This window comes from Bacillus sp. EB V-12, from assembly GCF_056158125.1.
Genome location: NZ_JBUXJL010000015.1, coordinates 18895 through 34136, shown reverse-complemented (window position 1 = coordinate 34136; position 15242 = coordinate 18895). Strand labels below are relative to the sequence as shown.

Annotated in this window: 13 protein-coding genes; all 13 read left to right on the top strand. The window is 32.4% G+C overall.

Annotated elements, in window-relative coordinates; genetic code table 11:
* The first annotated feature begins 117 nt into the window (after positions 1-117).
* The 13 genes from glsA (at position 118) to ACZDYH_RS27075 (ending at position 15084) form a co-directional block, all read left to right on the top strand.
* Entirely contained in the window at positions 118-1098 is a 981-nt protein-coding gene (gene glsA, locus ACZDYH_RS27135) for a glutaminase GlsA (RefSeq protein ID WP_000588656.1), read from the top strand.
* 233 nt (positions 1099-1331) lie between these two features.
* Positions 1332-2648, top strand: a complete 1317-nt coding sequence (locus ACZDYH_RS27130; protein ID WP_000584790.1) for a sensor histidine kinase — start codon at positions 1332-1334, stop codon at positions 2646-2648.
* Between the two features lie 4 nt (positions 2649-2652).
* Complete coding sequence (locus tag ACZDYH_RS27125) at positions 2653-3597, top strand: response regulator (protein ID WP_000274085.1); 945 nt, start codon at positions 2653-2655, stop codon at positions 3595-3597.
* A gap of 681 nt (positions 3598-4278) precedes the next feature.
* The gene (locus tag ACZDYH_RS27120; protein WP_000119234.1) at positions 4279-5853 is read left to right on the top strand and encodes a spore germination protein; all 1575 of its coding nucleotides are present in this window, start codon (positions 4279-4281) and stop codon (positions 5851-5853) included.
* 26 nt (positions 5854-5879) lie between these two features.
* Complete coding sequence (locus ACZDYH_RS27115) at positions 5880-6971, top strand: spore germination protein (protein ID WP_000628606.1); 1092 nt, start codon at positions 5880-5882, stop codon at positions 6969-6971.
* Positions 6968-8161: a Ger(x)C family spore germination protein gene (locus ACZDYH_RS27110; RefSeq protein ID WP_434712311.1), complete on the top strand. Its 1194-nt coding sequence runs from the start codon at positions 6968-6970 to the stop codon at positions 8159-8161. The genes ACZDYH_RS27115 and ACZDYH_RS27110 overlap by 4 nt, the downstream gene beginning before the upstream one ends.
* Positions 8162-8396: 235 nt before the next feature.
* A complete protein-coding gene (locus tag ACZDYH_RS27105) occupies positions 8397-9389 on the top strand; it encodes a DUF4046 domain-containing protein (protein ID WP_434712309.1) in 993 nt (330 codons plus the stop codon).
* Between the two features lie 91 nt (positions 9390-9480).
* Positions 9481-10725 carry an NAD(P)-dependent malic enzyme gene (locus ACZDYH_RS27100; protein WP_000074777.1) on the top strand — a complete coding sequence of 415 codons (1245 nt, stop codon included), beginning with the start codon at positions 9481-9483 and terminating at the stop codon, positions 10723-10725.
* A 167-nt stretch (positions 10726-10892) separates the two neighbouring features.
* Positions 10893-11240: a DoxX family protein gene (locus tag ACZDYH_RS27095; protein WP_000636506.1), complete on the top strand. Its 348-nt coding sequence runs from the start codon at positions 10893-10895 to the stop codon at positions 11238-11240.
* Positions 11241-11554: 314 nt separating this feature from the next.
* A complete protein-coding gene (proC, locus tag ACZDYH_RS27090; protein WP_001041290.1) occupies positions 11555-12373 on the top strand; it encodes a pyrroline-5-carboxylate reductase in 819 nt (272 codons plus the stop codon).
* A 133-nt stretch (positions 12374-12506) separates the two neighbouring features.
* Entirely contained in the window at positions 12507-13922 is a 1416-nt protein-coding gene (locus ACZDYH_RS27085; protein ID WP_016122783.1) for an amino acid permease, read from the top strand.
* 165 nt (positions 13923-14087) lie between these two features.
* Positions 14088-14714 carry a GIY-YIG nuclease family protein gene (locus ACZDYH_RS27080; protein ID WP_001292161.1) on the top strand — a complete coding sequence of 209 codons (627 nt, stop codon included), beginning with the start codon at positions 14088-14090 and terminating at the stop codon, positions 14712-14714.
* A 181-nt stretch (positions 14715-14895) separates the two neighbouring features.
* Positions 14896-15084 carry an alpha/beta-type small acid-soluble spore protein gene (locus tag ACZDYH_RS27075; RefSeq protein ID WP_000897406.1) on the top strand — a complete coding sequence of 63 codons (189 nt, stop codon included), beginning with the start codon at positions 14896-14898 and terminating at the stop codon, positions 15082-15084.
* Positions 15085-15242: the final 158 nt, after the last annotated feature.

Below are 15242 nucleotides of genomic sequence, written 5' to 3'. Positions count from 1 at the left end.
GATATTCAGACTGCAATATGTCTGAATATTTTTCTTGGTTCTAGTGCAAATATTATTGATTATAGTAAAGAAAAAATCATTCTATATAAAGTTAATAGTACGGGGGAATATGATTAAATGATAAAGGATTCTAGCGTTCAAGTTGAGGGTCAAGAAAAAGTTTGCTTAGATCAATGGGTGGCTCATTATCGAACGTATGCAGCTAAGGGACGAAGCGCCAGTTATATTCCTGCTCTGGGGGAAATAAATGTATCGCAGTTAGGTATTTGTATAGTAAAGCCAGATGGAACAATGATAAAATCAGGAGATTGGGAGATACCTTTCACATTACAAAGTATATCAAAAGTAATCGGTTTTATAGCCGCTTGTTTAAGTCGCGGTATTTCTTATGTATTAGAACGAGTTGACGTAGAGCCAACTGGAGATGCCTTTAATTCAATTATTCGTTTAGAGATACATAAACCAGGAAAACCTTTTAATCCTATGATTAATGCTGGAGCAATTACGATAGCTTCACTTTTGCCAGGGACATCGGTGCAAGAAAAATTAGAATCTCTATACGTATTAATTGAAAAAATGATAGAGAAGCGTCCCGCTATTAATGAAATAGTATTTCAATCAGAATGGGAAACGGCTCATCGTAATAGAGCATTAGCATACTATTTAAAGGAGAATGGTTTTCTAGAATCAGATGTGGAGGAGACACTAGAGGTTTACCTAAAACAATGTTCGATTGAAATAAATACAGAAGATATTGCCTTAATAGGGCTTATACTAGCACATGATGGATATCATCCTATTCGCAAAGAACAAGTGCTCCCTAAAGAAGTAGCTAGGTTAACAAAAGCTTTAATGCTAACTTGTGGAATGTACAATGCTTCTGGAAAATTTGCTGCTTTCATTGGATTACCAGCTAAGAGTGGGGTATCGGGCGGAATTATGACACTTGTTCCCTCAAAATCTAGGAAGGATTTATCGTTCCAAGATGGATGTGGTATTGGTATTTACGGACCAGCCATTGATGAATATGGGAATAGTTTACCAGGAATTATGTTGTTAGAACATATTGCAAAAGAATGGGATTTAAGTATATTTTAAAAAGGAGCACAGATATTTTGGTGTTAGAGCGAGTCCAAAAGTGTTCAGACCTTATATTGTGTCTGAACATTTTTGAGTTATAAAGTATCTTTCTAAAGTAGAAGGGTGTAATGAATACTCACAATCTAGAATGCTTTCGTTTATATCTTATTTATCAGTTTTTGAAAAAAATAGAGTAAGTATTGTATTAATGCAAATAGGTTTGTATACTGACTGTTAGGCGAAAGTGAGAAGTGATTATTTTGAATCTTAGTAATTTAGTAAAAAAAGACATCTATATTCTCGTTTTAATGATACTTACAGTACCCTTAGTAGGTGAAATAAAGTCATTTCCTTTAAATGAAACATTTAGAATGAGCTTTGGCGCACCAACATTTTTCTTTTTTTTGTTATTGTTTCGACGAATTCCAGCATTTTTACCGGGTTTTTTAACAGCGATAGTCGTGGTAGTATTTCGTATCTCAATGGATGTCATTATAAAGGGAAATATGGATTGGCTAGCCGCTTTTCATACTCACTATCCTAGTTTTTTCTTTTATTTTACTTATTCGTATCTCTTTCATTTAGCAAAAATCAAACGTTTTTATCATCAACCACTAATGATTGGTTTTATTGGTTGCATGATTGAAATACTGTCAGACTGTGTGGAATTAATGATTCAATATTTCGTATTAAAAACATCGATCACATCCGAGGCAATAAATGAGATCATTGTTATCGCATGTTCCCATAGTTTTATAGTTCTAAGCTTTTTCAATATGATGAAATTGTATGAAGCGCAATCAAGGGAGAGACATATAAAGAAACAAAATGAACATATGCTCATGCTTATCTCTAATTTATATGAAGATGCTGTTCATTTAAAGAAAACATTACAAGATGCTGAGAATATAACAAAAAAATCCTATGATTTATATAAAACCTTAGACTCTTTTGAGCACAAACAGATGGATTTTCAGTTTGAGGATTTAAGGCAACAGGCATTACAAATTGCTGGTGAGGTCCATGATGTTAAAAAGGATAACCAACGTATTTTTGCGGGACTTTCAAAATTAATTTCTGATGAAAGTTTTACAGATTATATGTCTGTGCATGAACTAGTAAATATCATTATACGGGCAAATACGAAATATGCACGGTTGCTAGAGAAAGACATCCAATTTGTGTATAAAATTGATGGTGTGCATCCTCATTATCATATTTACACAATCTTATCTATTATAAATAATATCGTTACAAACGCTGTAGAAGCTATCCAAGGTATGGGAACCATCACAATTGACATTAATAAAGACCACCATTTTGTTGAATTTCAAATAGGCGATAATGGTCCTGGTATTTCTTCAAAATATAAAGATTCAATTTTTGAGCCTGGGTTTACTTCTAAATATGATGATTTAGGCAACCCATCGACAGGTATCGGATTATCGTATGTTAAAGAAATGGTCGAACAACTTGAAGGTGATGTTACGCTTGAGGACAGAACCGAAGGAAAAGGATCAATTTTTATAATTAGATTAGGGATTGATCATATAATTTCGAAAGGGTGATTCTATGTATTTTTATATAGTAGATGATGAAAAAGCGGTTCGCTCAATGTTGGCTCAAATTATCGAGGATGAAGATCTTGGGGAGGTTATAGGAGAAGCTGAGGATGGTTTATCTTTAGAGCAACAAATGGTAATCCTTAAAAATATAGACATTTTATTTATCGATTTGTTAATGCCGAATCAAGATGGAATAAAAACAATTCGTCAAATAAAACCTTCGTTTAAAGGGAAAATCATCATGGTCTCTCAAGTAGAATCAAAAGAATTAATTGCTGAAGCTTATTCGCTTGGTGTTGAATACTATATTATTAAGCCAATTAACCGGATTGAAGTATTAACAGTTGTTCGGAAAGTCATTGAACGAATTCGTTTGGAAAAATCGATAAAAAACATTCAAGAATCGCTTAATATGGTACTAAAATTGGATAGTAATTTAAGTACGCAAGAAAAATACCGTAGTGAAAAACATTTAAATACTTTCAATCATTTTCAAAATTCCATTCATTTTCTTTTGTCTGAATTAGGAATAGCCAGTGAAAGTGGAAGTAAAGATTTAATGGATATGCTAGATTATTTATATAAATATGAACAAGATAACACGTTGGAACAAGGCTTTCCCTCACTAAAAGAGATTTTTATGAATTTAGCTCAAAAAAAACTTGGGGATTCAGCTGAAGATGCCGAATTAAAAAGGTTCATAGAAGCTTCCAAACAACGGATTCGGAGAGCAATTTATCAATCATTAAACCATTTAGCATCCCTTGGACTTACTGATTTTTTAAACCCGAAGTTCGAAAATTATGCTTCTAGATTTTTTGATTTTACTACCGTAAGGAGAAAGATGACAGAATTGAATAATGAACCAACATTACCTGCTCGTATTGATACGAAAAAATTTATTCAAGTTCTTTATTTTGAAGCAAAACGAATACACTTGGAGTTAAGATGATAAACTCTTGCTAAGTATTATTTTCAATTGATAGATTGATAATTATTTTCATGTTATTGGTTTTATATAGTTTTTCTAAGAGAGGATTTTCCTTTATTTCATATTGGCTTTAAAATCAGAAAATTCCGTATCGATTCGGTAGAAGTGTATGAACTTAAAACAAAAGAATATGTATTTTTTACACATTAATATTCATTAAAAAAAACGAGTATTTTAACAATAAAATATAAATACATAGTAAGTTGAATTGAAAAAAAGATGCTATCTTCTGGCATCTTTTTTTCTTTAAGAGGAAATATCATTGATCCTTATATTATTTGAAATTCAAATGCGGGCATATAAATAAGGGAAAAGGAGATAATATTTAACAAATTATAATTGGAAATGGTATTTTAGGTCAGAAATGTTTTTATACTAATTAGGTTATTGGTACTAAATAAGCATAATGTCTCGCTTTTCTGCTCTTTAATCTTATCGTTATTTTTTATTAAGTACATATCGTTTTTTAGAAATCTCAATCCTAGCAGAGTATATAAATTGGGTGATAAAAATGTGGAACATAATTACTTCTTATCTTCCAGATTGGAAAGTCTTTGTACAAGCTTTTATCTTGTTTTTAATTCCGTATACTATCTCAAGATTTTTTCATTGGGTTCGTATGTCAGAGAAAGAGTGGGAAGAATGAGTTGGTGGAAGTCAAGAGACAAACAAGTGAAAAAAAATAATATTCAAAGTAAAACGAAACAAGAGCATAAACCATCTCAAAATACAAACGTTCATTTCACAAATGATTTTGCCTCTAACTTAGAACTTATAAAGCAACAAATCGGACATAATTCTGATGTTCGATTTCGGAAGTTTAATATTGGACGCACAGATATTCAGGCTGGGATCGTTTTTGTTGATGGTCTATCAGATAAAGAGATAATTGACAAACATATTATGAAATTACTAATGGATGATTTTTCTGATGAATATAAAAATGAATCTTCTTATGTGGAGGGGACTGTTTCAAAAGAATATATTAAAAATAAAGTTCTTACAATTAGTGAAGTAGCAGAAGTCCATTACATAAAAGATTTAATACCCAAAGTATTGATAGGTTCAACAGCTCTTTTAATTGATGGTTTAGCAGATGTGTTTATTCTTGGTACAACAAAAGCAAATAAACGAAACATTGAAGAACCAGTATCGGAGGCATTAGTCAGAGGGCCACGGGTCGGTTTTACTGAAGTATTAAGTGATAATACCTCACTTTTGCGACGACACTGTGCGGATGAGAGCTTATCATTAGTAAAGCTACCAGTAGGAGAACGTGCAAAGAAAGAGTTAGTCGTCGCATTTATTAAAGATCTTGCTAGTACAGAATTGGTGGATGAAATAAAAAACAGAATTCAGAAAATTGACATAGACAGTGTACTCGAATCTGGTTATATAGAGCAACTTATTGAAGATAATTATCTCAGTCCTTTTCCGCAGATTCAAAATACAGAACGACCTGATCGTGTTATTAGTGCTTTGATGGAAGGTCGAGTAGCTATTTTGTTAGATGGAACACCATTTGTTTTAATTGCTCCAGTTACATTTAGTATGCTGCTGCAATCACCAGAAGATTATTATGAAAGGTGGCTTCCTGGTACGCTTCTCCGCTTATTACGCTTCATGACAGCTTTTGTTTCATTATTTGCTCCAGCACTGTATATTTCTTTTATTTCATTTCATCCAGGATTAATTCCCACTAAGCTCGCTATTTCTATTATCGGATCGCGAGAAGGAGTTCCTTTTCCCGCTTTAATAGAAGCGTTAATTATGGAAGTAGCTATCGAAGTTTTACGAGAAGCAGGTTTACGTCTGCCTAAACCGATTGGACCGGCAATGGGAATTGTGGGCGGTTTAATAATTGGTCAGGCTGCCGTAGAAGCAGGAATTGTTAGTCCAATAATGGTTATCGTTGTTGCGGTAACAGCTATTTCTTCTTTTACTATTCCGCAATATAGTGTGGGAATTACGTTACGCATTCTTCGTTTTGTAGCTATGTTTTGTGCTGCGATATTTGGATTGTATGGAGTTATTCTCTTCTTTCTTTTACTTTGCAGTCATTTAGTGAAACTGAAAAGTTTTGGCGTTCCTTATACCAGCCCTGCTGTTCCATATCGATTCAGTGATTGGAAAGATTTTATGGTTCGCATGCCATTAAAAATAATGAGACGTCGACCGAAAATAATGCATACCAAAAAAACTATCCGCAAAAGGTAGCTGATGACGAAAGGAAGTGGCCTTCAGTGATTACTATACCTAAAGACCGAATAACAACTTCACAAGCAGTTGTTATTATTGTAAATTACATACTTGGGACAGGAATTCTTACTTTGCCCAGAGCATCTGTGGAAAAAGTGAAAACACCAGATGTATGGTTAAGTGTGATATTAGGTGGGATACTGGCAATGGTTTCAGGAGTAATTATGGTCAAATTAAGTCAGCAGTTTCCAGAAAAAACATTTTACCAATACAGTCAAGATATTGTAGGGAAATGGATAGGGAGATTGCTTAGTTTTCTTATTATAGGGTATTTTCTTACAACTTCAGCATTTCAAATTCGTTCAATGGCAGAAGTAATAAGCTTTTTTTTACTAGAAGGAACCCCCACATGGGCTATTGTTATGCCTTTTATGTGGATAGGTCTCTATTTGATTATGGGTGGTATTAATTCAATTGCACGGATGTTTGAAATAATATTTCCTATTACTGTTTTTATTTTTTTAATCATTTCCTTTATGAGTATCGGAATATTCGAGATAGATAATCTCCGTCCCGTATTAGGTTTGGGAATTAAACCAGTGTTAGATGGGATAAAAACAACGTCTCTCGCATATACAGGTCCTGAAATTATGTTAATTCTTTTGGTATTTATGGAACAACGAAAGAAAGCAGTAAAAGCTATTTTAGTTGGAATTTCTATTCCGTTAATCTTTTATGTAATAACTGTTGTAATGGTCATTGGTGCATTATCAATTGATGGGGTTGTAACAAGAACATGGCCGACAATTGACCTTATGCGCAGTTTTGAAATTTCTGGTTTGATATTTGAACGTTTTGAATCTTTACTGCTTGTAATATGGATTATGCAAATATTTGCTACCTATACGATTAGTTATTATGCAGCTGCATTAGGATTAGCACAACTCTTTAAAAAGAGTATTCATCCATTTATTTTTGCTTTGATTCCAATCATTTACATCATTGCTATGACTTCGAAAAATATAAATGACTTGCTTAAATTGGGGGATATGCTCGGTAATGCTGCTTTATTTTTATTTGGTTTACTGCCACTGCTTCTTCTTATTATTACGCGATTAAAAGGAGGAGTAGTGTGAAACATAAATTTAATTATATGCGGTTCTATTTGGCTTTGTTATGGACGCTTTTGCTTCTATTTTTAACAGGGTGTTGGAGCAGTAAAGAAGTAGAAGAATTGAGTTTAACTGCAGGTATAGCACTAGATAAAGGGAAGGATTCAACAATTGAGAAAGAAGATGAGGAAGGAGGTTATCCTAAAAGAAACCTTATAACAGCTACTTATCAAATTGTTAGTTCGCAAGCACAAAGTAAAGGAAATGGACAACAAAAACGTTATATAAATGTTTCTGAGACCGGTGATTCCATTCATCAAATTGTTCGTGAGTTTTCATTGAAAAGAGAGAGCACAATGTTCAGCCCACATTTAAAAAATATTGTTATTAGCGATAGTCTTGTACGTACATACAGTTTAGAACAATTACTTGAACAGTATCTCCGTGACAATGAAGTTCGGCTTAGCTGTATGTTCTTAATTAGCAAGGGTCTAGCGAAGGAGGTACTGGAATCAAACAAAAAAGGAGAAATCCCAGCATTTCGTTTGTCTGGAATTGCAGATAATAGAAATAGAACAACAAGGATTTTACCTCCTGTATCGCTCGCTAAATTGGAAGGAAAGATGCGGTCAGGGGCCAGTTTTCTTTTGCAAAATGTAATCTCGATAAATGGGGAAACAAAATTTGCAGGAGCTGCTGTAATTAAAGGGAAGACAAAAAAGTTGATGGGCTTTTTAAATGAGCAGGAATTGGAAGGAGTAGTATGGATAAACGGAAAAAGGAATGGTGGTGTGGTAAAAACTTTTGATAAAGAATCAAAGAAACTCATTATATACGAAATAAAGTCAATAAAAAGCAAAATCATACCACATGTTAACGGAAATAATATTTCCTTTGATGTAAACATTGAATCAGAAGGGCGTTTGTCTGAAAATTGGATGCAATCAGGAAAAGATTTTGAAAATGAATTTTTGAAAAGGGAAGAAAAAGCTATTGAAAAAGAAGTAAAGCACTTAGTACATCATGTTACAAAAAAAATACAAAAAGAATACCAAGTCGATATTGCGGGTTTTGGCAACCAATTAAGAATTAAGCACCCGAGAACATGGGAGAAAGTCAAAAAAGATTGGGATCGAACATTTAGTAAGGTACCGATTAAATATCATATAAATGTAACTATACAAGATTATGGAGCGTCAAGTTTAAAACGGTGAGATACCTTAATTGAAATTATATTTGCATCAAAACAAAAAGTTACAAAAATTTTAATTTAAAAATTTTTGTAACTTTTTGTTTTTTTATGTCCTTCTTATTATAGATTAAAGAAATGATTTTACCCTATACATTTCTTTTGCGTTATAAAAGTAAATCACAATAGTTACTATTGGTGTGTTATTTAACGTTAGGAAAGAGGAATCGCTATATGTCTTGAATAGGAGGGAGTTTGAAGTGCAAGCGAAAGCAGTGCAAATAGAAGAAATCTATCAAGAAATATTAGACGGTAAAAGAAGTAGGTTTCCACCGAATACATGGAAAGAAGATAGCAATAGAGAGCTATCTAAAAGGGTCACAAAATATTTAATTCAAACAATTTTAAAATGGAATGAAGAGGATATTAAACAAAAATGGAATACGCCTTTAATTATAAAATATCGATTACTCGGCGCGCTCAAACATAGTTATGATAATAGTCCCTATAAGATGATTGAAGACTTATATCCCAATAGATTTAAAGAGTGGGAGTTTGGTATGGCACCATTAAATTTTTGGACTAAAGAAAAAGCTCTTGAAGCATTAAAATGGACTGTTGAAGAAAAAGAAAAGCTAAGTAAAGTAGAACTATTCAAATTCTATAGTAAAAAATGGTTAGAGAAAAATAAACTCAGTGCACCATTAGTTATGTATTGGAATGGTAGTCCTTATGCAATGATAAATTCTTTATATCCTAATAAATTTAAAGAGTGGGAATTTAGTATGACTCCTAACAATTTTTGGACTAAAGAAAAAGCATTGGTAGCATTAAGGTGGACTATTGAAGAAAAAGAAAAATTAACTTCTTTTCAATTATTACAAGTTTACAGTGTAAAATGGCTTACTATTCATAATTTAATTTCTCCTTGTCAAATATTCTGGAATAACAGTCCGTACGCCATGATCAATGACTTATATCCTGGTCAAAATAAAGAATGGGAATATAAATTCACACCTACCGGATTTTGGACTGAAAAAAAAGCATTAGAGGCGCTGAAGTGGACTATTGAAGAAAAGGAAAAACTAACAGAGGGGCAATTACTATCTATTTACACACAAAGATGGTTAATTAAACATAAGTTATGGACACCATTAAGAAGATATTGGAAGGGAAGTCCATACAATATGTTAAATACTTTATACCCTAATCGTTATGCAAAAGATATGTTAAAAGGTTATAAAAATAAATAATGATTATATTAGAAGTCTTACTTATATCATACAATATCAAGTTTAAGATAGAGTTAATGAACTCTTAACTTAATTATAGGAGCGAAATTATATGTCACCTTTACGAGATGAAGCATTAAAAATGCATAAAGAAAAACAGGGGAAGATTGGTGTTTATTCTAAAGTTAAAGTACAAAATTCAACAGATTTAAGTCTCGCTTACTCACCAGGTGTTGCTGAGCCATGCTTAGAGATTTATAAAGATGAAAGCAAAGTATATGATTATACAATGAAAGGGAACCTAGTTGGAGTTATATCTGATGGAACTGCAGTATTAGGTCTTGGGAATATTGGACCTAAAGCAGCTATGCCAGTGATGGAGGGAAAAGCTTTACTTTTCAAATCATTTGCTGAGATCGATGCTTTTCCTATTTGTTTAAACACTAATAATCCGGATAAGATTGTTGAGGTTGTTAAATTATTAGAACTAAATTTTGGTGGGATAAACTTAGAAGATATTGCAGCACCTCAATGCTTTGAAATTGAGGAGCGCCTAAGAAAATCTTGTGATATTCCTGTTTTCCATGATGATCAACACGGTACAGCTATTGTAACGATTGCTGGCCTAATTAATGCACTTAAGTTAACAAATAAAAAAATTGAAGATGTTCAAATCGTTGTAAATGGCGCTGGTGCTGCTGGGATAGCCATTGTTAAGTTGTTACTCCATATGCATGTGAAAAATGTTATTTTGTGTGACACAAAAGGGATAGTATATGAACAGCGACCTATTGGAATGAATGCGCTTAAAGAAGAAATAGCTCGTATTACAAATATAGAACAGAAGCGGGGAAGATTAGCAGAGGCCCTGATTGATGCTGATGTATTTATTGGCGTATCAGCTGCAGGTGTAGTTGATGAGGATATGGTTCGTTCTATGAATCATAATCCTATTATTTTTGCCTTGGCTAACCCTACACCTGAAATTATGCCTAATAAAGCAAAAATAGCAGGAGCACTAGTAGTTGGTACAGGACGTTCTGACTTTCCTAATCAAGTAAATAATGTATTAGCTTTCCCTGGAGTTTTTCGTGGAGCCTTAGATGTACAAGCAAAAGAAATTAATGAAGAAATGAAGCTAGCAGCTGTTTATGCAATAGCTGATTTAATTTCAGAAGAAGAGCTTCATGTCAACTATGTCATTCCAAATCCGTTTGATCCTAGGGTGGTGCCACATGTAGCATATGCTGTCGCACGTGCTGCAGTAGAAACCGGTGTTTCAAGAAAAAATATCAGCATGTCTGAAATTAAAAACAATCTATTCAGGTTAACAAAAGAGACAAATATATTAAAATAAATATTTTTCTTAAGAAAATATTATGTAGTAAAGGTTATCTACTTAGTTCTTAGCGTATAAAAAATTAAATTATGTATACCTCCCTTTCTGATATTGGTAAAACGCATATATTTATTCCTTGTGAAGTATGAAAATTAACAAAGTCTTAAAAGGAGCGAGTTTAAAAGATGATTGTTCTTCAGGTAGTTTTAGCAATTTTTATTGTAGTAGGGGGATTCATAAAAATTTTCCATATATCTTTTCAGGTAGAACATTGGCAACAATATCAATATTCATTATGGTTTATGTCTATAATTGGTTTGGTTGAAATTGTTGGAGCAATAGGTATAATCGGTGGTATTTGGAATCAATACTTAGCGCTAGGAGCAAATACATTAATAGCAGTTCTCATGGTCGGAGCTATTCATGCTCATATGTTTCGAGCAAAACAATCTATTTTAATGGCAATTCCTGCATTACTTTGTTTCATACTATCTATGGGGATAATTATTTGGAATTTAAATACATTTTCTTAAGCTTAACTATAAATTGTTAAAATAAGTAATTATTAGAGGGATGTGTAAGCTCTATTTAAAATGTTGAATAGTTAAAGATTATTAATTCATAAAAATTATCACCATTTTACTCTCGTTTTTAATAGTTCTATGAATAGAAAGTCTCTTCATTTTTTTTATGCATGCTTGTAAACGAAATACGAAAACATAACTCATTATAGGAAGGAGAATTTTGAAATTCTATTGATAAACCCAGTAATTGTAATAGCCCTTATTTAGAATAATAATTTCAAAATCAATAAAATTTAGAGTAGAAGGAGCAAGAGCAAATTATTATGAATAAACAAATAGGATTCATCGGATGTGGAAACATGGGTATCGCTATGATAGGTGGGATGATAAAAAAAAATATAGTTTCTCCAGATCAAATAATTTGTTCAGATTTAAACGTCATTAATTTAAAAAATGCTAGTAATGAATATGGCATAACTATAACTACTAACAATAATGAAGTCGCTAACAGTGCTGACATTTTAATTTTATCAATCAAACCAGATTTATACTCATCGGTAATTAACCAAATAAAAGATCAAATAAAAAATGATGTAATCGTTGTAACTATTGCTGCAGGAAAAAGTATTAAGAGCACTGAGAATGAATTTGGTAGAAAGTTAAAAGTTGTTAGAGTAATGCCTAATACACCGGCACTTGTTGGAGAAGGAATGTCTGCGTTATGTTTTAATGAAATGGTTACAGAAAAAGATATAAAAGAGGTACTGAACATATTTAATATTTTCGGCCAGACGGAGGTCATAAATGAAAAGCTAATGGATGTTGTTACATCTATTAGTGGTTCTTCTCCAGCATATGTGTATATGTTTATAGAAGCCATGGCAGATGCTGCTGTACTTGGTGGTATGCCGAGAAAACAAGCTTATAAATTTGCGGCTCAGGCTGTATTAGGTTCTGCAAAAATGGTATTGGAAACAGGAATACATCCAGGTGAATTGAAGGATATGGTTTGTTCTCCAGGTGGAACGACGATAGAAGCTGTAGTAACGCTAGAAGAAAAAGGTTTAAGAACAGCTATCATTTCAGCTATGAAACGTTGTACGCAAAAATCTATGGAAATGTCTAGTTTAACTAGTAAGTGAGAAGCGAATTTATATAATATTTCAAATCTATTTAATGTAAAAGAAATATTATGAGGCTAGTTAATAACTAAGTAAATTTATATACAACACTAACGAGAAGAACCAACCTTATTTTAAAGGGGATACAGAAAATATGAGTAATTTACTAAAAAAGAAATCCGTTACACAATTGTTAGAGCATAATCAAAGCAAGACTTTAACGAAAACATTAGGAGCATTTGATTTAATTATGTTAGGGATAGGCTCGATAGTTGGAACGGGGGTTCTTGTGTTAACTGGATTAGTAGCAGCAAGAGATGCTGGTCCAGCAGTTATTTTTTCATTTATACTTGCAGCAATTATATGTGGATTTATAGCATTATGTTACGCGGAAATTGCTTCTACACTCCCGGCGTCTGGTAGTGTATATACGTACTCATATGCAACAATTGGTGAGTTTGTTGCTCATCTAGTAGGTTGGTCATTGCTGTTAATATATATCGTGGCAACAGCAGCTGTCGCTGCTGGATGGACAGGCTATTTCCACAATTTAATAAAGGGATTTGGATTAGAGATACCTAAAGCTCTAGTAACGATTCCTTCGCATGGTGGTATTGTGAATCTACCAGCAGTAATTATTACATTGATATTAGCATGGATGTTATCCCGTGGTACGAGGGAAAGCAAACGAATCAATAATACAATGGTATTGATTAAAATTGGAATGATTTTGTTGTTTATTACGGTTGGTATATTCTATGTAAAACCAATGAACTGGATACCAATTGCACCATACGGTTTAAGTGGAGTTTTTACGGGTGGAGCAGCTATTTTATTCGCTTTTACGGGTTTTGATATATTAGCAACTTCAGCAGAAGAAGTAAAAGATCCGAAACGTAATCTTCCAATCGGTATTATTGCATCATTAATCATATGTACAATTATTTATGTTATGGTATGCCTTGTTATGACAGGAATGGTTTCCTATAAAGAATTAAATGTTCCTGAGGCAATGGCGTATGTAATGGAAGTTGTAGGACAAGGAAAAGTCGCTGGTGCAATTGCTGCAGGTGCTGTAATTGGCCTTATGGCTGTTATTTTTTCCAATATGTATGCGGCAACACGAGTATTCTTTGCAATGAGTCGTGATGGATTGTTACCGAAATCATTTGCGAAAGTTAATAAGAAAACTGGAGCACCCACTTTTATAACTGGATTAGCAGGAATAGGGAGCTCTATAATAGCTGGGTTTATTGATTTGAAAGAATTAGTTAATTTAGTTAATATCGGTAGTTTGGTGACATTTGCGTTAGTTTGTCTATCAGTTATTATCCTTCGTAAATCACACCCAAATTTAAAACGTGGATTTATGGTACCTTTTGTACCTGTATTACCATGCGTTGCAATTGTATGCTGTGTGTTTTTAATGCTAAATTTACCGTTAAGGACATGGGTGTACTTTAGTATTTGGATTACTATTGGGGTAGTAGTATATTTCCTTTATTCGATAAAACACAGTAATTTAAATGAGGAAACGATCTCGAAATTACATGATAAAATTGCGAGATAATAACGATCGAAAATTTTATTAATAATCATATTGATAGTTGAGTAACATAGAAACAGTTTTTTGACATTTAGCAAGAGATAAAATAAGAGATGCTAGGGCAGCTAAGTACTTTTTTAGAAACCTTGCTTGTTTTTTACGATTTAACACTGCTAAGGAGAGAGAAGTATGAGTGAATTGCATTTTATGAGTATAGAAGAATTGGATAATAAATTAAAAAAATCTGACAGTGGTATTTATTTCATTAAAGATTATAATGACAATATTATTTATGTAGGCAAGGCTTTTAGTATAAAAAGTAGAGTATTAGCTCATTTTAATAGTTATTCCAATATTGAGGAATATGTACATTTATTTAATAAAGTAGCGTATCTCATTGAAGATAGTTTGTTAAAACGCTCTTTGTTACAAGTTACTTATATGATTAAATATAAACCAGTATTAAACAAAGAAGTACAAAAAGAATTCCCAGAGTTGTATACTCAATACATTAAGCAGACAAATAAAAAATCTATGTTGTTAGAAATTGATGAAGCTAAAGAAAAAAGGGATGAGTTAAAGAATAAATTAGTAAAATTAGTGGGTGGAAAAACTATGTTTTATGACATAATTTCTCTGTTAAATAATGGATATAACTATCATGTCCTCGCAAAAGTATTGAGCATAGAACTTCAAACTTTAATTATAATAAAAGAACACCGAAATAAATTCCCGATACCACATAATTATAAGAGGACAATAAAACATCAAGATATAATGTATGCTTTATCTGGAAAAAAGAATTTAAGTACTTAAAGGTTAAACACTTAACTTTAAAATAGTAAATTCGTTGCTTTTGTAGCTTTTATTGTTATATTGAAATGCAATGTACATTTGTGTTTCAAATTTAATTGGTGAAATAAGGGGAGGGAAAGGGTTCCTATAAAAATACTGGAATAAATTAGGTTATTCATGCGTAAATAGCATAATTAGGTACATGTTATTTATAAATATTCAAAGATACGAAAGTAATACAAATGAAATTCTTATTTCTGCTACTACAAGTACTATTGAGCAAATGAAGTATGAAAGTGCTTTTGAACTAGGGGTCACACTGGGACCTGATACATCACATCATCTGCAAATGGTTCGGATCGGTGGAGAGATTACAAAACGCTTAGTTTGAATGGCTGAAAAACAGTTAACAGGTCAATACAGACTACACTAAGAAAATAATCCGTATATATATATGGATTATTTTTCCTTTAATTTACAAAAAAATAAATTTCGAAATTGAAAAAACCTCTCAGATTCCTTTGTAATAAACTTTTTTATTTGTGTTAA